Annotated in this window: 17 protein-coding genes; 10 read left to right on the forward strand and 7 right to left on the reverse strand. The window is 63.6% G+C overall.

Features of this window, described 5'->3' with window-relative positions:
• Positions 1-82: 82 nt before the first annotated feature.
• A complete protein-coding gene (locus NKH52_RS12335) occupies positions 83-1,198 on the reverse strand; it encodes an anhydro-N-acetylmuramic acid kinase (protein ID WP_352736291.1) in 1,116 nt (371 codons plus the stop codon).
• 371 nt (positions 1,199-1,569) lie between these two features.
• On the opposite strand from NKH52_RS12335, the gene NKH52_RS12340 reads away from it, so the two are divergent.
• The 4 genes from NKH52_RS12340 to cuyB all read left to right on the forward strand — a co-directional run bounded on the left by NKH52_RS12340 (position 1,570) and on the right by cuyB (position 5,443).
• Positions 1,570-2,259 (forward strand): SDR family NAD(P)-dependent oxidoreductase, encoded by a 690-nt coding sequence (locus tag NKH52_RS12340; protein WP_352736290.1) that lies wholly within the window; start codon positions 1,570-1,572, stop codon positions 2,257-2,259.
• Between the two features lie 186 nt (positions 2,260-2,445).
• Entirely contained in the window at positions 2,446-3,285 is an 840-nt protein-coding gene (locus NKH52_RS12345; protein WP_352736289.1) for a substrate-binding periplasmic protein, read from the forward strand.
• 2 nt (positions 3,286-3,287) lie between these two features.
• Positions 3,288-4,649 carry a dicarboxylate/amino acid:cation symporter gene (locus tag NKH52_RS12350; RefSeq protein ID WP_352736288.1) on the forward strand — a complete coding sequence of 454 codons (1,362 nt, stop codon included), beginning with the start codon at positions 3,288-3,290 and terminating at the stop codon, positions 4,647-4,649.
• Positions 4,646-5,443: a cysteate racemase gene (gene cuyB, locus NKH52_RS12355; RefSeq protein ID WP_352736287.1), complete on the forward strand. Its 798-nt coding sequence runs from the start codon at positions 4,646-4,648 to the stop codon at positions 5,441-5,443. Before NKH52_RS12350 ends, cuyB begins: the two co-directional genes overlap by 4 nt.
• Positions 5,444-5,479: 36 nt before the next feature.
• Here cuyB and fhuB read toward each other — a convergent pair whose 3' ends face one another.
• The 6 genes from fhuB to NKH52_RS12385 all read right to left on the reverse strand — a co-directional run bounded on the left by fhuB (position 5,480) and on the right by NKH52_RS12385 (position 14,005).
• The gene (gene fhuB, locus NKH52_RS12360; protein ID WP_352736286.1) at positions 5,480-7,486 is read right to left on the reverse strand and encodes a Fe(3+)-hydroxamate ABC transporter permease FhuB; all 2,007 of its coding nucleotides are present in this window, start codon (positions 7,484-7,486) and stop codon (positions 5,480-5,482) included.
• Complete coding sequence (locus NKH52_RS12365; RefSeq protein WP_352736292.1) at positions 7,479-8,354, reverse strand: iron-siderophore ABC transporter substrate-binding protein; 876 nt, start codon at positions 8,352-8,354, stop codon at positions 7,479-7,481. The genes fhuB and NKH52_RS12365 overlap by 8 nt, the downstream gene beginning before the upstream one ends.
• Positions 8,355-8,376: 22 nt before the next feature.
• On the reverse strand, positions 8,377-10,554 hold the full coding sequence (locus NKH52_RS12370; protein ID WP_352736285.1) for a TonB-dependent siderophore receptor: 2,178 nt from the start codon (positions 10,552-10,554) through the stop codon (positions 8,377-8,379).
• Between the two features lie 136 nt (positions 10,555-10,690).
• Positions 10,691-11,575 carry a helix-turn-helix domain-containing protein gene (locus NKH52_RS12375; protein WP_352736284.1) on the reverse strand — a complete coding sequence of 295 codons (885 nt, stop codon included), beginning with the start codon at positions 11,573-11,575 and terminating at the stop codon, positions 10,691-10,693.
• Between the two features lie 128 nt (positions 11,576-11,703).
• Positions 11,704-13,059, reverse strand: a complete 1,356-nt coding sequence (locus NKH52_RS12380) for a glutamine synthetase family protein (RefSeq protein WP_352736283.1) — start codon at positions 13,057-13,059, stop codon at positions 11,704-11,706.
• A 247-nt stretch (positions 13,060-13,306) separates the two neighbouring features.
• Positions 13,307-14,005 carry a GntR family transcriptional regulator gene (locus NKH52_RS12385; RefSeq protein ID WP_352736282.1) on the reverse strand — a complete coding sequence of 233 codons (699 nt, stop codon included), beginning with the start codon at positions 14,003-14,005 and terminating at the stop codon, positions 13,307-13,309.
• Positions 14,006-14,391: 386 nt separating this feature from the next.
• Here NKH52_RS12385 and ftsZ point away from each other — a divergent pair, with 386 nt between their 5' ends.
• The 6 genes from ftsZ (at position 14,392) to NKH52_RS12415 (ending at position 23,037) form a co-directional block, all read left to right on the forward strand.
• On the forward strand, positions 14,392-15,426 hold the full coding sequence (gene ftsZ, locus NKH52_RS12390) for a cell division protein FtsZ (protein ID WP_352736281.1): 1,035 nt from the start codon (positions 14,392-14,394) through the stop codon (positions 15,424-15,426).
• 218 nt (positions 15,427-15,644) lie between these two features.
• Positions 15,645-17,030, forward strand: a complete 1,386-nt coding sequence (locus NKH52_RS12395) for an SWIM zinc finger family protein (RefSeq protein WP_352736280.1) — start codon at positions 15,645-15,647, stop codon at positions 17,028-17,030.
• A complete protein-coding gene (locus NKH52_RS12400; RefSeq protein ID WP_352736279.1) occupies positions 17,027-18,454 on the forward strand; it encodes a DUF5691 domain-containing protein in 1,428 nt (475 codons plus the stop codon). Before NKH52_RS12395 ends, NKH52_RS12400 begins: the two co-directional genes overlap by 4 nt.
• Before the next feature lie 30 nt (positions 18,455-18,484).
• Positions 18,485-19,564 (forward strand): ATP-binding protein, encoded by a 1,080-nt coding sequence (locus tag NKH52_RS12405; RefSeq protein ID WP_027036087.1) that lies wholly within the window; start codon positions 18,485-18,487, stop codon positions 19,562-19,564.
• A 4-nt stretch (positions 19,565-19,568) separates the two neighbouring features.
• Positions 19,569-21,818: a DUF5682 family protein gene (locus tag NKH52_RS12410; protein WP_352736278.1), complete on the forward strand. Its 2,250-nt coding sequence runs from the start codon at positions 19,569-19,571 to the stop codon at positions 21,816-21,818.
• On the forward strand, positions 21,811-23,037 hold the full coding sequence (locus tag NKH52_RS12415) for a VWA domain-containing protein (protein WP_352736277.1): 1,227 nt from the start codon (positions 21,811-21,813) through the stop codon (positions 23,035-23,037). Before NKH52_RS12410 ends, NKH52_RS12415 begins: the two co-directional genes overlap by 8 nt.
• Positions 23,038-23,055: the final 18 nt, after the last annotated feature.

The following is a 23,055-nucleotide window of genomic DNA, read 5'->3' on the forward strand; positions in this document are numbered from 1 at the left end:
AAATCCTCGGCACCGTCACGTCAACCGAATGCCGAAATTACTTCACAGAGGCAGGCTATGCCCAACCTAAATTCATCCCGCTCTAGCCGGCGAGTTTTCCGCCACGCATCGGCTGCGGCGCGCCGGTGGTGCTCGGGAAACTGATCGGCAAGCCGCGCAACACGCGAACCGCGAGGAAGGCAAAACACTCCGCCTCGACCGCATCGCCGCTCCAACCGAGGCTTTCCGCCAGCACCACCTCGACGCCGGCGCGGCTGGCCAGCATTGCCATCATGGTCGGGTTATGGCGACCACCGCCGCTGACCACCAGCTTTTTAGGCCGGCTTGGTAAGAGGTCGAGTGCCTTGCCGACGGCGCCGGCGGTGAAGGCGGTGAGCAAGGCGGCACCATCCTCGGCATCCAGGCCGTCCGCCATCGCGGCACCGAAGTCGAAACGGTCCAGCGATTTCGGGTAGGCTTTGCTCAGATAAGGGTGCTGCAACAGCTTGGCCAGCCGGGCCTCGTCCACCTTACCTGCACGGCCAAGCGCGCCGTCGCGGTCCATCTCGCCGAGCCCCTTCGACTTGATGAAATCGTTCAGCGGCGCGTTGGCCGGTCCGGTGTCGAAGGCGACGACATTGTCGGCGCCATCCCACCAGGTGATGTTGGCGACGCCGCCGAGATTGAGTACGGCGACCTCGCCATTGGCGCCGGCGCTGCGCATCAGCGCGGTGTGATAGACCGCGGCCAGCGGCGCGCCTTGCCCGCCGGCGCGTATGTCGGCCGAGCGGAAATCGTATGCGACCTTGGTGCCCAAGATGGCATGCATCAGCTCGCCATCGCCGAGCTGCCTTGTCTGGCCGAGATGTCCAACCTGCGGCGCGCGATGCAAAACGGTCTGGCCGTGAAAACCGACGATGCCGATATCGGCCATCGTCATGCCATAGCCTTCGACCAACTCCTTGACGGCCGCCGACTGCGCGCGCGTCAGGGCTTGCTCTGCGGTGCGGAAGATCGCCGGCTCCGGCCCGACGAAATTCCACGCCCGCGCCTGCGTCAGCGTTTCTTCCAGCAGGGAGCGGATAGATGGGGGATAGGGCATCAGCCGATATGTGCCGAAATCCTCGATCTGCTCGCCATCGGTCTTGATCAGCGCGACGTCGATGTTGCCGTCCAGCACCGTGCCGGTCATCAGGCCGATAGCCCAGATTGGTTCCATGGTCGTTTCCTCGTTGAGCATGATCTTTTCCGAAAACCGTTTCCCACTTTTCGGGACCATGCTCCAGTCCCCATTGATGAGATCGCCGACAGCTTTACGAAGCCTAACGATTCTACCGTCAAAATGTCGGTCGGATGAATCCGGTTGGCGGGCAAGGTCCAAGCCTTGCCACTTTCGAAGTGGCGGTCTCGTTGCTGAAGGCCGAGCGGCCTTCGTAGCGCCACAGGCGATGCTGGACCGCGCAACGCCGGTTCTGCGGTCGTTTGGGCTCAACACAGCGGCAATGCCACCTCTTGCCTATCATGCGCGAAGGCGCGACCTTGCTCGATCTGGCGAAACGCTTCCGCCGAAATCCGCAAGGGAGAGAAATCATGACATCCGATGTGGCCGTTATTGCAGGCGCGGGCGCTGGTCTGAGCGCCTCGCTTGCGCGCCTTCTCACCCGGGAAGGCTTTCGCGTGGTTCTGGCCGCCCGCAACGTCGAGAAGCTGGGCGCTCTGGTCGATGAGACCGGTGCGCTGGCCGTTGAGACGGATGTCGCCGACGCTGCGTCCGTCGCCAGGCTGTTCGACACCGCCGACAAGGCCGGCCCGCTGGCGCTCGTGGTGTTCAACGCCAGCGCACGCACACGCGGCCCGATCGCCGAGCTCGATGCCGAAGCGGTCAAACAGGCATTGCTGGTCGGCGCCTATGGCGGCTTCCTGGTCGGCCAGCAGGCGGCGCGCCGGCTGCTTGTGCGGGGATCCGGTTCGATCCTGTTCACCGGCGCCACCGCCAGTGTGAAGGGCTTTCCCGGCTCGGGCGGCTTTGCCATGCCGAAATTCGGCCTGCGCGGCCTGGCGCAGTCCATGGCCCGCGAACTCGCCCCGAAGAACATCCATGTCGCCCACTTCATCATCGACGGCCAGATCGAGCCGCCCGGACAGGCAGCCGATCCCGACCGGCCGGACCGCCGCCTGTCGCCGGATGCCATCGCCGAGGCCTATCTCACAACCCATCGCCAGCATCGCAGCGCCTGGAGCTCGGAGCTTGAGTTGCGGCCCTGGGTCGAGACGTTTTGACAATCCAGCTGACCGGCGGGCGGGAAGTAATGCGATCCTTCCGCCGTTCCTTGCATATTAGGCAATGCTGATATTTTGTGGCGCTAAGCTGCTTATCCAATACATAAAAAGACATAGAGTAATATATACGTTTGTTTAACGCCGGTTGTGCATGTTGCAGCTTTCCCGGGTTAATTGAGAACGCGCATGTCGGTTACACGTCGTACACTGCTTGCGGCCGGGAGCGGCGGGTTGCTGATTTCACAAGCCCGGGCAGCCAGCACTCTGGGACAGCAGGCGGAGAGCGCCCCTCAACCTATCGCGAGCGGCGATGCATTGCGCATCGCAATGCCGGCCTTCGCTTCCAATCCGTTCTTCCCGGCCGACGGATCGGGGGACGATGGCATAGACATGGAACTGGCCCACGGCATCGCCGCGGCGCTTGGCGTCGAGCCGGTGTTCGATCGATCCGCCGCAACGTTCGACGATATCGTCAGACAGGTCAGTTCCGGGCAGGCCGACATGGCGATTGGCAAGCTCAGCCGGACGCTTCAGCGCGGCCGGTCGATCATCTATTCCCGCCCCTACGCCATGCTGCGGCAAGGGCTGATCGCCAACCGCCTCAACCTGGCGCGTATCGCGCAAGGTAAGCCGCCCGAACAGATCGTCCGTGACTTCTCAGGCGATCTTGGCGTGATCGAGGGCTCTTCATTCGCCACCTATGCGGCCACGACCTTCCCGCATGCGCAAATCCACCGCCTGGCAAGCTGGGACCTGATCATCGATGCGATCCGAAACGGGACGATCGACATGGCCTATCGCGATGATTTCGAGATCAAGAAGCTGATGGTCGACGATCCGTCGATGACGGTCGTCGCGCGCTCCATCACGCTGACCGACAAGGTCGATACGATCGCAGTCGGCGTGCGGCCGGACAATCCGCATCTCGCGGCCTTTGTCGATCTGTATCTCGATCTCGCGCGGGGTCAGCAGATTCTCAACACGGATGAGATCATCGCCCGCTATCGCCTGGGGAGCAAAGCCTGACAATGGCCATCTCCGACGTAGCCGGACCCCTGCCTTTCGACTGGCGCCTCGCGGCAAGGCGTATCCTGCGCTCGCCCGTGACGACGATTGTGATGATTGCTGCAGGGATACTGTGCGGCCTCTACTATCCAGACTTTGCCCATGCGATCAGCCCTGTCGCACAGCTCTACCTGAATTTCCTCAAGATGGTCGTCCTGCCCTATTTGGTCTCGTCGGTCATCTTCTCCATCACGGCGATGGTCCAGGACCCGAAATCGGTCCGCTACCTCGGCAAGGTGGGTATGGCCGTGCTGGTCGTGTCGTTCCTGAGCGTGCTGGTGAGTGGCACCTTGTCGCTGATCCTGCAGCCGGGCCAGATCGAGAATCCCCAGTCACGTATCGAGCTTGGCGAGTTCATCAATTCGCAAGGCAGCGTATCCACCGATCTCGCCTTCCCGTTCCAGCCGCCAGCCTCCAATGGGGATCCCAATGGCGGGCACTCGATCCTGCTCGACCTGGTGCCGAACAACGTCTTCAACGCGCTGGCCTCGGGCCAGACCATTCAGGTTTTGCTGTTCTGCCTGCTTTTCGGGCTCGCAATGGGGAAGATTCCCCAGCCCTCGTCCATGAGCCTGACCCAGGCGCTCAACGCCGTCTACCGGGCCTGCACGGTGCTCACCAACTGGTTCATCTGGGGGTTGCCCTTTGCAACCTTCATCCTGATCGCGGACCAGACCGCGTCGACCGGAACCAAGCCGCTCACGCTGATGGGCGGTTACCTGCTGGTGATGGGCCTTTCCTGCCTCATATTCGTTGCCGGGGCTTTTGCCATTATCGCCATCCGGTCGCGACGAAGCTACTGGACCACGATCAAGACCTGCCAGCCCCTTCTCATGGTGGCCATCACCACACGCTCTACGGTCGCCTCGCTGCCTTGGGTCATCAACCTTTTGAGCGAGCGCCTGCGGTTCAGCCTGGTGGTGGTCGAACTGCTGGTGCCGCTACAGGCGGCATTGCTGCGGACAGGCCCAGCGCTGCTCTACACCTCGGGTGCGCTTTTCATCGCCCAGCTTTACGGCCACCAGCTTGCAGTCTCGGACCTCGTGCTCGTCGGTATCATCTCAGCGCTTCTCGCGCTCACCACCGGCGGCATGGGCAGCCTGCTCATCCTGTCGCAGATGTCCATCGTCTGCGGATACCTGAAGCTTCCCTTCGAGGCGGCGTTCGTCCTGTTCGTCGCGGTGGATGCAGCCGTCGACACGTTCATGACGCTGGCCAGCGTTTGCACCGTCGCGGCGAGCACGGCAATGATCGCTCCCAGCCACAGGGAGACGACGCAGCCTGACGCCGCCTCGGACCAGCTCGAAGCCGAGCCTGTCGGATGATCGACGACAGCATCCGTCCCCAGCTCGGCATTATCGGCGGTCTCGGGCCGCTTGCCTCGGCTGATTTCTACTTCAAGCTGACCCGGATGACCCAGGCGCTTAGGGACAACGAACATGTGCCTGCCGTGATCCTCAGTGTCCCGCAGCTGCCCGACAGGACCGAAGCGATCCTTGCCGGCCATGACGGGCCGCTGGCGCCTTTGAAAGCCGCGGTCGCGACGCTCAATGCGCTCGGTGTCGCCCGCATCGCGATGCCGTGCAACACCGCCCACCATTGGTACGGCCAACTGGCGGCGAATTCGCGCGCGGAAATCATCCATATCGGAGATGCTGTGGTGACGGAGACGCGTCGTAGCCTGGAGCCGGGCCGGGTTGCGATACTCGCCACCCAGGGCACGCTGGTCTCCGGTTTCTATCAGCACAGGATGTCGGCGGCGGGATTTGAGTTCTGCCTTCCCGCGAACACCGAATTTCAGGCGTGCGTCGACAGCGCGATCAGCCTCGTCAAGGCGGGTTCGATCGCGGATGCGGCGGTTGAAACCGAGCGCGCGCTCGACATCGCGCAAGCGGCCGGCGCCGATGCCGCCCTGCTCGGCTGCACCGAACTGTCGGTGGTGGCCGCCAGCCTCAACGATATCAATGGATTGGTCGTCATCGACAGCAATGCGGCCTTGGCAAGAGCCTGTCTGAACCGATTGGGCTTCGGTGCCCAGGAAGCCCGCGGCCTGTCGACTGTATCGCGGCTGCCGGAACATGACCGATCGATGCGCGCCAGCTTGGCCGCACTGGCCTAGCCCTATGGATAGAACCTCATAGCATTTCGGAACCCGTCAGCCTTGGCGCGGCACGCCCTTGGCAAGCAGGTAGACGAGGTACGGCCCGCCAAGCAGCGAAGCGAACAGGCCGGCGGGAAGTTCGTAGGGAAAGGCCGCCATGCGCGACAGCCAGTCCGAAACGATCATCAGCAGGGCGCCCAGAAGCATCGCTCCGGCGAGATGGACGCGGGCGTGGGAAAAGCCGACCAGACGGGCAAGGTGTGGCGCGATCAGGCCGACGAAGCTCAATGGCCCGACGACCATGGCGGCCAGCGCAGTCAGCAGCGCGGCAACGATGATCAGCATCAGCCGTCCGCCGGCAACCGGCACGCCCAGCCCGCGTGCGCTGTCGGACCCGAGCGGCAGGATATCCAGCCAGCGGGCGGCAAGGAACAGCGGCAACGTCAGCGGCAACAGACAGGCGAGTGCTAGCCCTGCATCGAGCGCCGACGCCTGGCCGGTCGAGCCGCTCAGCCAGCGCAACAGAATGTAGGACTGCGCGTTGCCCATCGCGATCGTCGCGGTGATCGCAGCGCTGCACAGCGCGCTCATGGCGATACCGGCAAGCAGCAGCCGCTCGGCACCGAACTTTGCTTGTGCGGCAAGGGCCAGCATGGCAATCAAGGCCGCCAGTGAGCCTAGGGCTGAGCCGGCGAGCTGCCAGCCGAGACTGGCCGTGGCGCTGACCATCAGCACGGCTGTCAGGCCGGCACCGGCGCCGGTGCCGACTCCCAGCACTTCGGGGCTTGCCAGCGGGTTGCCGGTGACCCGCTGGATGACGACGCCGGCGGCCGCGAGCATGGCACCTGCGGCAGTTGCCACGCCGATCCGCGGCGCACGCCACGCGGCGAGATCGGTTAACAGGTCTCCCCCAGCAATAGACCAGCCGTCCGGGCCACGCCCGACGACAAGCGCCACGATGGCAGCGACAAGCGCCAGCGCAAGCAGAAGCAGGATGATGAGCCAGGGCCGGCTGGCCTTGCGCGGTGCGGTACCATTCGAACCGAGATGCGGCCACTCGAAAAGGCGCAGCCGCGGCAACAGCCACAGCAGCAGCGGACCGCCGAGCAGGGCGGTGCCGGCACCGGTCGGAATGCGTTCACCACCGGAACCGGCGGCCAGCTGTACCAGCCCGTCCGTCAGCCACAGCAGCACGGCGCCGATCAGCGGCGCGGCGATCAGTTTTTGGCGCAGTGTGCGGGCGCCCGAAAGCGTGGCCAGCGCCGGCGCTGCAAGGCCGACGAACCCGATGACGCCAACCTCTGCCGCGACTGACGTCGCCATCCACACGGCAAGCGCGATGATGAGAAAGCGGCTTGAGTGACGGGCGACGCCCAGGCCGCGTGCCGAGGCATCGTCGAGACCAAGAATGGTCAGCGGCCGCAGCAGCATCAATGCGGCAACCACACCGGCCGCCAGCCTGATCGTCAGCGCGATGGTCGGCTCCCAGTCCTGCTGGACCAGCGATCCGCCGCCCCAGATGAACAGCGAAAACAGGTACTCGCCATTGGCGAGGATCAGTGCTGCGCTGACGGAACTGGCGGTCAGCGCCACCATCATCCCGGCGAGCACGACGGAGACCGGTTCCAGCCCGCGCCGCCAGGTCAATGCCAGCACCAGCAGCACCGCGGCGATGCCACCGGCGAAGGCGACCAGGCCCTGCGACCGCTCCATCAGCAGCGGTGCGTAAAGCGAGGCGATCGTCATGGCCAGTTGCGCGCCGGCCGAAATACCGAGCGTCGACGGTTCGGCCAGCGGGTTGCGCAGCACATGCTGCAACAGCAGGCCGGACAGGCCGAGCACCGCGCCGGCCAGCACCGCCACGGCGGCGCGCGGCAGCGTGCTGTAGACCAGGATGACGCTGTCGAGATCAATGCCGTCGCCCGGCGGTGCGGCCGGCCATTGCATGCCGACGCGCCATGCGAAGAGGAGGGCGGCCAGCGCCGCCAGGAAGCTCCACAGGGCGATTGGCGACAGCGCGGCACTCGTCGCGGTGCGATCGTTCATGGCACGCTCAGCCATGGCTCTGCCCGGCAAGGGCGGCCGTCGCCAGACGCGCGAAGCGGCGTGCCGATGGCAGGCAACCGAAATGGTTGACCGGATCCAGCACAGCAACACGCCCCTGGCGGACAGCGGGTAGCGCGTTCCACAAGGCATTTGTAGGAAGCGAACGCCCGACATCCGCCGGCAGTGGCGAAACGATCAGGATCGACGCCTCGGGCACGCGCGCTAGCGCCTCCAGTCCGACGGGTGCCGCCGCGCTGTAGCTCGTCTCGTCGGTCCATGCATTGACCAGGCCGAGACGCGTCAGCACATCGCCGAACATGGAATCTCGGCCAAAGGCTCGAAAATGCCTGCTATCGCCGAGACTGATGACGAAGACCCGCGCGGGGGAGGGGGGCAAGGTGGCGCCAAGCTGCGTGATCTCGACCGCCGTCTCATCGACGTAGCGCTTCGCCTCGGCCTGCCGTCCCAGCTTTTCGCCCAGGGCCAGTGTCGCCGCCTCGGCGAACGCATAAGGTGGCACGCCGGCCTCGTACACCGTTTGCGCAAACACCGGCGCGATGCGCTCCAGCATCGGGCGCTGGTACTCGTAGAAATTGGAGATCACGATGAGATCAGGCGCGACGATGCGCAGCAGCTCGTAATTGGGCGCGCCGCGCAGCCCGAGATCGGTTGCCGATTGAGGAACCGCCGGCTCGACCGCGATCTTGCGGAACTGGATCAGTTCGGTCGCCGCCACCGGCTCGATGCCGAGCGCCAGCAACGTCTCCAGCATGCCCCAGTCGATCGCGGCAACGCGCATCGCCGCCGCCCTGGCGGCGACCGGTGGCAGCAATGCCGCGGCCGCCAGCGCAAGCACCTGCCGTCTGTTGGGCAGATGGATCATCACTGGCGGATTCGGCACATGGCTACCAAGTCGTATGCGCCTTCAGCTTGAATGAGCGGCCTTCGCCATAAGAACAGGCTTCGACAGTGGTGGTCTGACAACTGGAGACATAGGTTTTGTCGAACAGATTGGTGATGTTCAGATCGACACCCCAGGTCTCCTTGTCGTAGCCAAGCTTCAAGTCGGCCAGCGTGACAGCTGGAACCTTGTTGTTGTTTGCGTTGTCTGCCCATGAGGAGCCGACGTAGCGCAGGCCGCCGCCGATCGAGATGCCGTCGTACCAGCCGCCACGAAAAGTATAATCGACTGAGGCGGAGGCCATCACCTCTGGCACGATGAACGGCGTCTTGCCAATCAGCGCCGGGTTGGCGTCCTTGGTGATGTCGATGTCATAGGCGGTGAAAGCGCCGGTGAGCCGGAAATCCTCGGTGACGTTGACCTTGCCTTCCAGTTCTATACCGCGTGAGCGCACTTCGCCGGTTTGCAACTGCGTGAAGAAAGTAACGTTCGACGGTACATTCTGACGGGTCAGGTCAAAAAGCGACAGGGTGAACAGGCCATCGACAAAGGTCGGCACATATTTGACGCCGACTTCGTACTGCACGCCTTCTTCCGGCTTGAACAGATTACCGTTGGCGTCGGTGCCGATGAGCGGGTTGAAGAAGGTGGCAATGCTGGCATAGGGGGTTACGCCATTGGCAAACTCATAGGCGAGGCCCGCGCGACCGGAGAAGTCGCCGACAGTCTGGTTCTGCGTGCTGGAACTCGCCGAGTAATATGTCGGCCGATTGTCGGCGTCGAGCCAGCCACGGTCGTAACGGCCGTTCAGCGTCACCAGCCAGCTGTCGCCGAAGCGCAACTGGTCCTGCGCGTAAAAGCCGAGCTGCTTCTGGGTCAAGTCCTGATTGAGGTAGCTGACTCGTGGCGTCAGTGGCGCGCCGTAGATTGGGTCGAAAGCATCAATGGGAGGGGTTGTGCCGAAGAGCGCCGACGACTGCACCTGGTCGATGTTGTAATATTTGTAGTCGATGCCGGCCAGCAGCGTGTGTTCCACAGCGCCTGTCTCCACCTTGCCCTCGATCTGCAGGTCCGACAGGAATGTCGTGGCGTCGGTATCGTGACCGAAATTGATGCGATTGAGCTGCGTCGCGCTCGCCCACCCGTTGGCGTAGACGTTGACTTCATTAATCGAGGCCGCACTGAGGCGCATGTTGGAACGCACCGTCCATTGGTTGTCGAAAGTGTGCTCGAACTCGTAGCCGATCGAACCTTGCTCGCGCTTGTAGAGATCGACACTCGGCTCGGTAAAATTGACATCTGGGTCGATTCGACCGTAATTCACGCCGCCGGTAATCCGATCCGTTACAGTGCCGATGTAAGGCAGGAAGCTGCCGCCATTGTGGTTCTCATCGATGTGGCTGTAGTTGGCCAGTACCGTCAGCTTGGTCTGCTCGTCGGGCTGCCAGGTGATGCTGGGCGAAATGAAGCCGCGCCAGCCATTCTGCAAATCGCTGTAGGTGTCGCCGCCGGCGACTTTGCCCGTTACCCGGTAGCTGACAACACCATTGCCGTCGACGTCGCCGATGTCGAAGCCCAGATAGACATTGCCGGCATCGTTGACGCCTGTCTCGATATAGCGCTGCCTGCCATCCGGGCGCTTGCTGACATAGTTGACCAGGCCGCCGGGATTGCTGCCGCCATAGAGTACGGACGCCGGCCCTTTCAACACTTCGACTCGCTCGAGACCGAAGCTGTCGACGTAGAAGCCGCCAAAGGCGTAGCTGAACAGTTGCAGCCCATCCATGTAGGTGCCATCAGCCGTGGCTTGGAAACCGCGGATGAACAGCCAGTTGGTGTCGCTGTCGGGGCCGAAGGGCTGCGCGAAGACGCCGGCCGTGTAGCGCAAGGCCTCATCAGCCTTCTGCGCGCCCTGGTCGTCGATCTCTTGACGGCCGACCACCGACACGGATTGTGGGATATCCTTGATGTCGGTCGCCGTCTTGGAGCCGGTCCTGCTTTTTTTGGCGACGACGCCTTTAACCGGTCCGGTCGCGCCATCGCCGGCCTCGCCCTCGACCACCACCGGTTCAAGCTGGGTGCTGGTTTGCACCGACTGCGCGAACGCGGCCATTGGCGGGATCATCGCGGCTGCGGCGACGCTGGCCGCCAGAAGCGCCTTCATCCGGTAAGTTCTGCTCATCAGGAAAGTCCCCGCCTGTCGATATTGAGATACTTGATAATTTATCTCAACTTATCTGCGGGTCATTGGACGGAATTGGGCGGCTTGTCCATTCTTGTCCAAACGAGGGACATCGCGGTGTGATGTTGCGGAAATGTCACTGGCGACTGGTGCTCCTCATCCAGGCGCCGGGTGTCACGCCGACAATCGACTTGAACACACGCGTCAGATGCGCCTGGTCGAAAAAACCCGTTGCCTCGGCGATGTCGCCAAGTGAAGCGGCGTCACGCGCCATCATCGCCTTGGCCCTGTCGACCCGCGCCTTCATCTGCCAACGATGCGGCGGCACGCCGGTCGCCGCCTTGAAGGCATGACTCATCGCGGTTTCGGACAGGCCGGTCAGCGCGGCGAGATCGGCAAGCCGGATCCTGTCAAGGCAATGCGCGTCGATGTAGTCGGTGACGAGGCGCAGCTTGCGGCGCGACAGCGGCGACCGCCGCCTAAGGGTATCAGGCCGGTCGATCTGGAACAGGCTTGCGAACAAGGCATTGAGCAGACCCTCGCCATAGAGATCATGCAGAGGCCGGTCGCTGCCGCATTCGGCGGCGATCAGGCCGGCAAGCATGGCGATCCGGTCGTCGCGAAACTGGAAGCGCGACATCCGCAAGGCCTCGTGGTCAAGGCCGCGGCCGAAGCGGCGCGTCAGCACTGCGGCGTCGAAATGCAGGTCGAGATGCCGGATCCGCCGCAGCCCCTCGACCCGGCCGCGGATCGGCACGCCGGCCGGTATGTAGGCCATGGAAAAAGCCTGGTCGTGGCGGCGCAATTCGCCCTTGGCGTCTTCGACGAAGAAAGCGCCATCGCCATCCACATCGAGCGCGACGAACAGCCGGGGGTCGGGAGAGACGTAATAGCCTTCGGCCTTGTCACCGCATGAGACATCCCAGAGGTCGGCGACCACGCCGTCCCAGACATGCCATTTCAGGTCGCCAATGACTGAAAAGCCCTCAATCCGGCTTTCCATGCGCGCAACGAAGGTCAAGTCCTGTGATCCCAGCCATAATACATGATAAAAACCATCATGTTTATGCCCGGTTAGCGACCCCACCGCAAGTGCTTTGCGGCTGCTCGAAAATCGGCCGGAACCAATGCCGCCGGGGCAATCGGGCCTCAAACACTTTCGAGGTATGTCTCGATTTCGAAATCGCTGACGTTGAGCGCGAACGTGTTCAATTCCTGGCGTTTGCAGGCAACGAAGGAGTCGCGCAGGATGGCTGGAAAAATCTCCGCCACATGCGTCCCGCTCTCGAAGGCGGCGATCGCCGACGCCCAGTCCGGCGGCAGCTTTGCCGGCGGAAGGCCCTGGCCGTCGGTGCCGATCGGATCGCCTGGCGATATTTGTCTTTCAATGCCCGTCAGTGCGGCGCCCAATATGGCCGCTAGCACCAGATAGGGATTGGCGTCCGCTCCCGAAACGCGATGCTCGATACGGCGCGCAGCGGTCGGTCCGCCGGGAATGCGGATGGCGACCATGCGGTTCTCATAACCCCAAGCGACCGCGGTCGGCGCGTAGGATCTTGGGCGTAGCCTGCGGTACGAATTGAAGTGTGGTGCGAACACCAGCGTGCTCTCAGCCATTGCCGCCAGCAGGCCGCCGACCGCATGACGCATGATCTCCGAGCCCTGGTCGGTGCCGTCGTCGAAGACATTGCGCCCTTCGCCGTCGACCAGGCTGAAATGGACGTGAAAGCCATTGCCGGCCCGGTCGCCATAGGGCTTGGCCATGAAGCAGGCGGCAAAACCGTGCTTGCGGGCAATGCCCTTGACCGTGCGCTTGAACAGCACCGCATCGTCAGCCGCCCGCAAGGCGTCCGCGACATGGTTCAGATTGATCTCGAACTGACCGACGCCGTTCTCGGCGATGGCCGTGTCGACGGGAATGCCTTGCGTCCGGCAGGCCTCATAGACGTCATGGATGAAGGATTCGAAGTCGTCGATTTCGTCGATCGACAGTGCCGCATCGGAATCGAGACGGCGCCCGGTCACCGGCGAGACAGGTCCGACCGGCCGCTGCGACTGCGGATCGACGAGGTAGAATTCGAGTTCCGTTGCCGCGACCGGGGTCAGGCCCAAAGCCTTGTAGCGATCGAGGATGCGGGCCAGCGCCCGTCGCGGGTCGCCGAGATAGGGCGCGCCGTTTTCGTCGGCGAGCCAGAGCGGGATCAGCGCGGTCGGATGCGCTGTCCAGGCCACCGGAAGAATGCCGCGCCCCGTCCATTGGCAAAGTCCATCGGCATCGCCGGTCGAGAAAACCAGCGTGTTGCCTTCGATATCCTCGCCCCAGACATCGAGCCCGATCAGCGAATAAGGCATGCGCAGCTTGCCTTCCAGCGCCTTCCTTGCCTGCTCGACCGGAATGCGCTTGCCACGCATGATGCCGTTGAGGTCGCACACCGCGGCCCTCAGGCTCTGGATGTCGGTTCTGCTTTCAAGCCAGTTCAAAACGTCCGCAATTGCATCGCTCAATTTATAACCTCTGGTTTTCGAAGGTGCCGCAACCTGACCGGCTGCACTGTCCCTGATAAAAATAGCTTGTGAGTTTTAGGAAAACAGACTGGGCTTTCGCCAAGCGCTTTTCCTTATTTTTTCAAGTCACTAGCCGGGATGTCGGGAGGCATTTCAAAACCAATTGCGCGATCTGCGATCGCAACATAGAGGCAAGAGGCCGGAAAGCCAAGTGGCGTCGCCCGAATCCGCACGAACGCGACACACATCAGTTTCTCGCCTGCGGAAATCTCGCCTGCCGCAGGATATGCGAGGCGCCTTCGTTGATGTCGCGCACGATGGCGGCGCGGGCGCGCTCGCAGTCCTGAGCCTCGATCGCGGCGACGACTTCCTCGTGAAAGTCAATGTCGAGGATGGAGGCGAGGTCATCCTCGAACCCCGTGGCAAGGTTCCTGAGGAAAGGGCCGACCTGCATCCATACGGTCTCGATCAGGAAGATCATCTGCTCGTTGCCGCAATGGCGATAGATCGAGAATTTGAAGTCGTGGTTCTTGCGCAGGTAATCATCGATATCGCCTTTGCGGGCCGCCAAAGTCAGGTCGGTGGCGTGGCGTCGGATCGTGCGCAGATTGTTGCCGTTGATGCGTTTTGTCGCCAGTTCGGTCGCCGAGCCTTCGAGGATAGTCCGCACCGCGGTCAACTGCGAAAACCGCTCGGCCGATATCGCCGGCACTTCGACGCTGCCGTTCGGCATCGGGCTGAGCGCCCGCAGCGCCTGCAGCCGCATGAAGGCGCTGCGCACCGGCATGTCGCTGGTGCCGAGTTCCCTTGCGAGTTTTCGCGACGTCAGCTTCTGGCCCGGCGTGAACTGGCCGGACATCAGTGCCCGCACAAGTTCCAGATAGACTTTTTCATGCAAGGGAACGGTGTCGACGGCGGTCAACCCGAATTGTGTTTTGTCGGCCATTGGCGGGGGCGCTGCTTCATCGGTTCAGAAATCTGTGCGGCCGGCTGGTTTCACCGCTGGGAATTCTGCGTGGCCGAGCCCGGCGAGAACGCCGAAGTCAGCGATTTATCAAGCACATGATAGACGCTTCGATCGCTGCCCGGCAAGCCGACGCGTCGCACCAAGGCCGACGGCTTGATTGTCAGGCATATGCGTCTCTGCCACGCTGTGCAAAACGGTCATCACAAATCTTGACCTCGCATGCACTTGCACCTCTGGCCGCTGTCTGGCTTTTTGGGCTACCCATCGCAACGGAGTGATTCGCATCATGCCACTCGATTGCAAGGTTTCAAGGCAGTCTGCGGGTGGGTCGTGAAGCGCGCGCAATTGGCGAAGGAGACACAGGCATGGCCGAGTTCAAGAAGCCCGAAATCTCCGAGATGAGACCCAAGATCACCGTGATCGGCGTTGGTGGCGGCGGTGGCAATGCCGTCAACAACATGATCGCGGAGCAGCTTCAGGGCACTGAATTCATCGCCGCCAACACGGACGCCCAGGCGCTGACCATGTCCAAGGCGTCCAGGCTGATCCAGCTTGGCGCCCACGTCACCGAAGGATTGGGCGCCGGATCGCTTCCCGAGATCGGCCGCGCCGCGGCCGAGGAATCGCTCGACGAGATCATGGATCATCTGGCCGGCACGCATATGTGTTTCGTCACCGCCGGAATGGGCGGCGGCACGGGAACCGGTGCGGCTCCAATCATCGCCCAGGCGGCGCGCAAGGCTGGCATCCTGACGGTGGGTGTCGTCACCAAGCCGTTCACCTTTGAAGGCCGGCGCCGCATGCAGATGGCCGAAGAGGGCATCGAGCGGCTGCGCGAGAGCGCCGACACGGTGATCGTCATCCCGAACCAGAACCTGTTTCGGATCGCCGATGCCAAGACCACCTTCGCCGATGCGTTCGTCATTGCCGACCGGGTGCTCTATGCCGGCGTGAGCTGCATCACCGATCTCATCGTCAAGGAAGGCCTGATCAATCTCGACTTCGCCGATGTCAAATCGGTGATGCGCGACATGGGCCGCGCCATGATGGGCACCGGTGAGGCCTCCGGCGAGGGTCGGGCGATGAAGGCGGCGGAAGCCGCGATCGCCAACCCGTTGCTAGACGAAGTGTCGATGAAAGGCGCCAAGGGCGTGCTGGTCTCGATATCGGGCGGCAGGGACATGACCCTGTTCGAGGTCGACGAGGCCGCCACCCGCATCCGCGAAGAGGTCTATGAGGATGCCGACATCATCGTTGGCGCCATCTTCGACAAGGGCATGGAGGGCCGCTTCAGGGTCTCGGTGGTGGCGACGGGTCTCGACCGTGCGTTTGGTGTGGAGGATGCCGAAGCCGGCATCGCGCGCGACCACGCCGGTCAGCCGGCGCGGACACTTCAATAAGTCATATCGCGCGTTTATCCTCGCCAAGAGTAATTTCTCGGGGGAGACATCGCTGAATAGCAATTGCATTGCCGACGGATCAGATTGACTGGCGCAACTATTGTGTTCAGCTGTATCGATCTCTGTACGGTTGCTGCTACAAGAATCCGTCATAGACGGCCATCTATACTGGCTACCCGTATCGTTCGAGCGACGAGAGGCGCGGCTTGGAATTCGACTTGAAAACCATCGAAGCGCTTGCGCCCGATCAGGCGTCGTTGAGCGCCGCTTCCAGGTTGACCAGGCAATCGAACTGGCCACGGCTCGAAAAGAGCGACCAACTGGGGCTCCTCTGGGGGGAATGCCAGGGTTCCGGCTCCAATCCCTATCGTGTGGTCGTCGACACCGGCGACCATGGCTACAAATGCACCTGCCCGTCGCGGAAATTTCCCTGCAAGCACACTTTGGCGCTGATGTGGATTGCAGCCACCACGCCGGCCAGTTTTACCGCCGCAGGCTCGACCCCGGAATGGGTGAATGATTGGCTCGGCCGCCGCAGGAAGGCCTCGCCGCAGCCGGCGGCGCCAGCGCCCGGTGCGGGAGGCAAGAGCATTAGCGAGGCCTCGCGCGACGACGAAAGCGCAGACATCGAGGACGCCGCTGCGGTCGAGCGCCGCGAGGCAGCGCAGCGCAAGCGGACACTGGATACGCAATCCGCGGTGTCGGCGGCGTTGGATGAGCTGGATCAATGGATCGCTGACCAGTTGCGGCTTGGCCTGGCCGGTTTTGTCGACAACAGCAGTGACCGTTGCCGCCGGATTGCTGCACGGCTGGTCGACATGAAGGCGACAGCGCTTGCCGGCCGCATCGACGAGATTCCGTCACGGCTGATGGGGCTGCGCAGCGAGGAGCGCCCGGACGCGGCGATCCGCGAACTCGGCAAGCTTGTGCTGGTGGCCAAGGCCTGGCGATCGACACCAGGCGACGCCGAACTGAGGCGGCTCGTATCTACGTCCGAAAGCCGTGAGCAGGTTCTGGCCAATCCCGATGCCAAACAGGTCGAAAGCGTCTGGGAGGTGCTTGGCGAGAAGATCGAGTCGCGCCGTGACGGTCTCGTCAGCCATTCGACCTGGCTCCTCGACCTGAAGAGCGCGAGCCCGCAATTTGCTCTCTTGCTCGACTATTTTCCGGCCTCGGCCGGTCGCCGTTCGAACGCCTTCACACCGGGCGACCGGTTCGATGCCAGGTTGGTCTTTTACCCGGCACGCCAGCCGCTGCGGGCCTTGGTGGCGGACCGCAAGGGCGACGTCCCGACAGGTGAGTGGCCCGATTTCGGCTTTCACACAGCCGATCCGCTCGCGGCGCATGCTGCTCACCAGAACGCAGCCCCTTGGCTCACCGATTGTCCTGTCATGCTGCCGCCCGGCGCGATCCTGCTGGACGATCGGGGTGCCGCCTGGTGGCAAGCCGCCGGCGATCCGCATGGTATCGCCTTGCCGATTGCCGACACCGTCAATCCAACGCTGCTTGGGCTGGACCTTATGGCAACGGCAGCACTTTGGAATGGCAGCCGGCTTGACCTGCTGGCGGCGCAAAGCGGTTTCGGTAGGCTTGACCTGTCGTGAACGAGATCGAGCAGACCGGCCTGGCGGCCATGCGCGACTGCTGGATCACCGGCGGGATCACCTTCGACCTGGCTCCGGGCGCGTGGAAGGAAATCGCCGGCGGTGCCAGCCCCGACGAGCGCGAACGCCGGCTGCTGGCGATCGCCGCACAAGCTCTCGACATCGCCTTGCGGCCAGCCGCGCCAAAGACGCTGAAACGCCGCCCGCAATTGCCCGAACTCGCCTTGCCGATGCTGCCGGAACGGCTGCGGCCGCTATTGCGAGCCGCGCTAAAGCATGCCGCCGACACAAGAAGCAAGTCGCGTGTGGTCACGCTCGTCGCCAGCCGCGGCTTCGTGCTGCATCCGATGGACTGGATGCCAGCCGCGTCGGATCAGAGCAGTCCGGACGTCTATGCACCCTGGATCGACTGGCAGGCAGGCGCGGACGGCGAAAAACCTGCAAGCCAGGAGCATCTGACGGTGGAAAACTGGGATGACTTCTATCCCGCCGCACGCCGCACCGCGCTCGCCGATATGCGCCGCACCGCACCGGCTTCGGCTAGGCAGCTGATCGAAACCAAGGCCTCCGGAGAGCCGGCGGAGATCAGGATTGCACTCGTCGACCTGTTGCGCTTCGGCCTGGGCGCCGATGACGTGCCATTCCTGAAGAGCCTCTCCGCAGATCGTTCCGGCAAGCTGCGCGAGCTCGCTGGCCGGTTGCTGGCAAGATTGGGAGAGCACGGCTCGCCAGGCGATGGCGGGCCGGAAGATCCGACGGCCGAACTCGCTGCCTTCATCGCTGAAGGCAAATCCGGCTTCATCCGCCGCCGCACCACCTACACGCCGGCAAAACTCAAATCGCCGGCGCAGGAAAGACGTCGCGCCGAACTGTTCGAGACCTGTAACCTGGTTGACCTCGCCACGCGCTTCGGCACCACCGAATCCGAGTTTATCGGGGCGTGGCAATTCGGCGCCGAGAGCAATGCCGATATCCTTGTTGCCCGAATGGTCGCCGCATCGGGCAGCGACGCCGCGGTGACGCACATGGCGGATACGCTTGTCGCCGAACGTGACAAGCCCGCACTCTTCGTCCTCCACCTCATGGCGCGTCTGGACAGCCGCAGGAAGCGTGTCCTGGTCAGGTCGATCCTGAAGGACACGCAACATCTCGGCGCGCTCAATCTGGCCGAGGGCCTCGAAGCAAGCTGGCTGGAATGGGCCGACCTGACAAACGGCCAGACGCTCGCGGCGCTTCGCTCCGCTGTTGCAGGAAACGATGACGCTGTGAAGCGAGGCGTCGACCAGCTCCTGGAAACTATGGGCTTTCTCGCCACGGCGGCGACGGCGGAGAAATTGATCGGAGACGTCGTTGCGGCCGGTATGGCGCCGGCAGCGCCGTCACTCGGTCTTCTGCGCCTCAACGCAGCGCTGGCCGAGCCTTAACCGACACATGATCAATCCGGAGAACAGCTAATGAACGCAGCCATCCGTCTTCCGGTCGAGCAGGCCTATGCCGCCGAATTGCAGGCGCTCTCGCGCAATGACGACCGGCAAAGGCCTGCCGGATGGAGCCTTTCGCCAAAGGCAGTCCTTACCTACCTGCTCGGCGGAAAGGCTGACGACGGGACAGTGATAACGCCCAAATATGTCGGCCGGCGCCGGCTGATGGAAACCGCGGTGGCGACGCTCGCCACCGATCGCGCGCTGTTGCTGCTGGGTGTTCCCGGCACGGCCAAATCCTGGGTGTCGGAACATCTCGCCGCCGCCATCATGGGCGATTCGACCCTGATCGTGCAGTGCACGGCTGGTACCGACGAGAACCAGATCCGCTATGGCTGGAACTACGCACAGCTTCTGGCAAAGGGCCCAAGCCAGGACGCGCTGGTGCCGACGCCGCTCTACCGCGCCATGCAGGACGGCAAGCTTTGCCGCCTCGAGGAGCTGACGCGCATGGGCTCCGATGTGCAGGACACGCTGATCACCGTGCTGTCCGAAAAGATGATGCCGATCCCGGAACTCAACACCTCGATCTACGCGCAGCGCGGCTTCAACATCATCGCCACCGCCAACAACCGCGACAAGGGCGTCAACGAGCTGTCCTCGGCGTTGAAGCGCCGCTTTAACGTCGTCGTACTGCCCTTGCCCGAAGACATGGCGGAGGAAGTGGCGATCGTCTCCAAGCGGGTCGGCGAGATGGCCGGCGGTCTTGACCTGCCGGTGCCGAAGAATGTCGGTGAGGAGATCGCGCGCGTGCTGACCATTTTTCGCGAGTTGCGCTCCGGCGCTACAGCCGACGGCAAGGTGACGTTGAAGACGCCGTCCGGTTCGCTGTCCACGGCCGAAGCCATTGCCACCATGGTCGGCGGCCTCAGCCAGGCGGCTTGGTTCGACAGCGGCAAGCTCGGCGCCGAAGGTCTTGCCGCCAGCCTCGTCGGTGCGATCGTGAAGGATCCGGTGCAGGACAAACTGGTGCTGGAGGAGTATCTGGAAACCGTGCTCAAGAAGCGGCCAGACTATGCCGGCTACTACGCGGCCTTGAACGCGGCGATCTGACGCCATGGCGCTTAGCGACGTTTCCTATTTCGGCATACGCCATCACGGGCCAGGCTCCGCCGACAGCCTAGTGCAGGCGTTGCAGGAGTTGAAACCGGTCGCCGTGCTGATCGAAGGACCGGCCGACGCCAGCCCGCTGCTGCCGTTGCTGGCCCACCCCGAAATGCAGCCGCCGGTGGCGCTGCTCTGCTATCCCGAAGACGATCCGGCCTCGACAAGCTTCTGGCCCTTCGCCGAATTCTCGCCGGAGTACCAGGCGACGCTCTGGGCCGTCACCAACAATGCGGCAGTGCGCTTCATCGATTTGCCGTCTTCAGCCCGCACTGCGCCGATTGAGGTCGTGGGGGAAACCGATAGCGATGGAACGGAAGCCAACGTCGAGGCTGACTTGGCGCCGCATCTGCGGGACCCGATCGGAACGCTGGCACAAGCTGCCGGCTATGAAGATGGCGAAAGCTGGTGGGCTGATATCATCGAGCAGAACCCTGAGCCCGGCCCGATCTTCGCGGCAATAGCCGACGCGATGACGACGTTGCGCGAAGGCGAAGGTCCGCTTGCCGAATTCGAGGCAAAGCGCGAAGCGCATATGCGACTTGAAATCGCCGCCGCGCGAAAGGAATTCGATGGGCCGGTCGCTATCGTTTGCGGTGCCTTCCATGTGCCGGCACTGCAGGCGACGCGACCGCTGAAGGAGGACCAGGCGCTACTCAAGGGGCTCGCCCGCCGCAAAAGCATGATGACCTGGGCGCCGTGGACGGGGCCGCGCCTGGCGCTGGGCTTCGGTTATGGCGCCGGCGTTGTCGCGCCCGGCTGGTGCAAGCATCTGTGGCAGACGCGCGGGCGAGGGGACTCCTCGGTCCTGTGGCTGGCGAAGATCGCGGCGGTCCTGAGGGCCAAGGGGCACATGGTCTCGACCGCCTCGCTGATCGAAGCCGAACGGCTGGCCCGCACGCTGGCTGTGATCCGTGAACGGCCAAAGCCCGGTTTCGAGGAATTGCGTGACGCCGCGATCGCCGCCCTGTTCAACGGGGAAGCGCTGCTGTGGGCGCTGGTCGAAGCCGAATTGCTGCTGGGCGCCGATGTCGGTGAAATTCCGCCGGACACGCCGCTGGCGCCGCTGATCGAGGACCTACAGCGCAACCAGAAGGCGGCACGGCTGAAGCCCGAGGCGCTGGAGCGCGAATTGTCGGTCGATCTGCGCAGCGAGAGCGGGCTGTTTCGGTCGACCTTGCTGCACCGGCTGTCCGTGCTTGGCGTGCATTGGGGCAAGCTGACCGACAGCGGCCGCAGCCGCGGCACCTTTCGCGAGCGCTGGATGCTGTCGTGGGAACCTGAATATGCCGTTCGACTGGTCGAGAACCTGGTCTACGGACCAACCATCGAAAAGGCGGCCAATGGCCGGCTGATCCAGATAATCGGCGCGGCGACGTCTCTTGATGCGATGGCCGCACTGGTCCAGGGCGCCATCACGGCAAACCTGTCGGAAGCGTCGGCGGCCGGTCTCGCGGCATTGGAGGAACGGGCGGCGCGCAGCAGCGAATGCCTGGAAATCCTGACATCGGTGCCGCCGCTCGCCGACATCATCCGCTACGGCGAGGCTCGCAAGACGGAAACCGCCCGTCTGTCCGGCCTCCTGGAGCGGCTGATCGTCGAAGGCGGGATCGCACTTGCCTATGCCGCCCGCGACCTCGATGCCCAGGCATCCACGACGCTGGTCGGCGCCATGCGCAAGGCCGACGAAGCGATCAGTCTGGTCGAGCCTGAACAGGACGTGCTGGACACCTGGCGCAATGGACTGGCTGCGGTGCTCGATGGATCGCGCTCGACGGCGCTGGTGGCAGGCTGTGCCGCGCATCTGCTCTACGAAGCCGGCCATTTGTCAGCCGACGCGGCAACCGGTCTGATCGCACGACGTCTGTCTCCAGGAACGCCGGTCACCGAGGCTGCAGGGTTCTTCGAGGGTTTCTTCAGCACTGCCGGCCAACGGCTGATCTACGACGAGGGCCTGCGCGGTGCGGTGGACGCCTGGCTCGCATCCCTCGACGGAGACGCCTTCATTGCCCATCTGCCGTTGCTGCGCCGGGTCTTTTCGCATCTGGACTCGATGGAGCGGCGACGGTTGATCGAAGCGGTGCTCGGCCGCACCGCACGGCTGCCTGCCGGACTGACGCCGACTCCGGATGGCGGCGAAACGTGGCGCCGGCATCTGGAACGGCTTGGACCCCTGCTGATGAGCGAGGCCGGCTATGGATGACGAGGCCGAAATCAGCGAGCCAATGCAAGCCGGCGACGGACGGGAGCGCCGCTGGCGCATGGCGATCGGTGCCGATGAGGAAACCTCGTCAGCGCTGTCCGACACCGACAAGCGGCTTTCCGCGGCGCTCGATGCGCTTTACGGCGATGGTGCCGGCGATGCGGCTGCCGATCCGCGCAAGCGGCGCGGCGGCCTCGGCCGCTCGGCGCCAAGGGTGGCACAGTGGATGGGCGATATCAGGTCGTTCTTTCCCGCACAGGTCGTCCAGATCGTCCAGAAGGATGCCTTCGAACGGCTCAACCTGAAGCAGATGCTGATGGAGCCGGAATTCCTCAAAGCGATCGAGGCCGACGTCAATCTCGTCGCCGACCTGATTTCGCTCCGCTCGGTCATGCCGGCCAAGACCAAGGACATTGCGCGCACGATCATCGCCGATATCGTTGCCAAGCTGATGCAGCGGCTGGAACAGAAGACAGCCGAGGCGATACGCGGCGCGGTCGACCGATCGCAGCGCACCAACCGCCCACGCCAGCGCGACATCGACTGGCTGCGTACGATCTCAGCCAACCTTCGCCATTACCAGCCCGAGCACAAGACCATCGTGCCGGAGAAGCTGGTCGGCTTCATGCGCAAACAGCGAAGGCTGGTCGACCTGGATGAGGTGGTGCTGTGCGTCGACCAGTCGGGCTCTATGGCAAGCTCGGTGATCTACGCCTCGATATTCGCGGCGGTGATGGCCTCCCTGCCGGTGGTGCGGACCAAGCTTGTCTGCTTCGACACGGCAATCGTCGATCTGACCGAGGAGCTTAGCGATCCTGTCGAAGTCCTGTTCGGCGTGCAACTGGGCGGCGGCACCGACATCAACCAGGCCGTGGCCTATTGCGCGGACCGCATCGAACGGCCGACCAAGTCGCATATGGTGCTGATCACTGACCTTTATGAGGGCGGCAACGGGCAGGAATTGCTGCAGCGGCTTGCTGCACTCGTTCGCTCCGGCGTCAACGTCGTGGTGCTCCTGGCGCTGACCGACCAGGGCAGGCCGGGTTATGACCCGAAGATGGCAGGCTCGGTGGCCGCCCTCGGCATTCCGGTCTTTGCCTGCACGCCGGATCTGTTTCCAGACATGATGGCGGCGGCATTGCGTCGGGAAGATATCGGCGCATGGGCGGCTGGCGCAGATATCAAGCTGGTTCGTGCCGAGGCCGAGACTCCGGAGTAAAACAGCCATCGCCAGAGC

This window comes from Mesorhizobium sp. M1066, from assembly GCF_040318635.1.
In the GTDB taxonomy this organism is placed as follows: Bacteria; Pseudomonadota; Alphaproteobacteria; order Rhizobiales; family Rhizobiaceae; genus Mesorhizobium.

Bases quoted from the DNA above. Each gene is read 5' to 3' on its own strand.
- NKH52_RS12415 (WP_352736277.1), top strand. From the start codon at position 21,811: ATGGATGACGAGGCCGAAATCAGCGAGCCAATGCAAGCCGGCGACGGA.
- NKH52_RS12365 (WP_352736292.1), bottom strand. From the start codon at position 8,354: ATGATCCATCTGCCCAACAGACGGCAGGTGCTTGCGCTGGCGGCCGCG.
- NKH52_RS12410 (WP_352736278.1), top strand. From the start codon at position 19,569: ATGGCGCTTAGCGACGTTTCCTATTTCGGCATACGCCATCACGGGCCA.
- NKH52_RS12335 (WP_352736291.1), bottom strand. From the start codon at position 1,198: ATGGAACCAATCTGGGCTATCGGCCTGATGACCGGCACGGTGCTGGAC.
- cuyB (WP_352736287.1), top strand. From the start codon at position 4,646: ATGATCGACGACAGCATCCGTCCCCAGCTCGGCATTATCGGCGGTCTC.
- fhuB (WP_352736286.1), bottom strand. From the start codon at position 7,486: ATGGCTGAGCGTGCCATGAACGATCGCACCGCGACGAGTGCCGCGCTG.
- ftsZ (WP_352736281.1), top strand. From the start codon at position 14,392: ATGGCCGAGTTCAAGAAGCCCGAAATCTCCGAGATGAGACCCAAGATC.
- NKH52_RS12345 (WP_352736289.1), top strand. From the start codon at position 2,446: ATGTCGGTTACACGTCGTACACTGCTTGCGGCCGGGAGCGGCGGGTTG.
- NKH52_RS12350 (WP_352736288.1), top strand. From the start codon at position 3,288: ATGGCCATCTCCGACGTAGCCGGACCCCTGCCTTTCGACTGGCGCCTC.
- NKH52_RS12340 (WP_352736290.1), top strand. From the start codon at position 1,570: ATGACATCCGATGTGGCCGTTATTGCAGGCGCGGGCGCTGGTCTGAGC.
- NKH52_RS12370 (WP_352736285.1), bottom strand. From the start codon at position 10,554: ATGAGCAGAACTTACCGGATGAAGGCGCTTCTGGCGGCCAGCGTCGCC.
- NKH52_RS12405 (WP_027036087.1), top strand. From the start codon at position 18,485: ATGAACGCAGCCATCCGTCTTCCGGTCGAGCAGGCCTATGCCGCCGAA.
- NKH52_RS12385 (WP_352736282.1), bottom strand. From the start codon at position 14,005: ATGGCCGACAAAACACAATTCGGGTTGACCGCCGTCGACACCGTTCCC.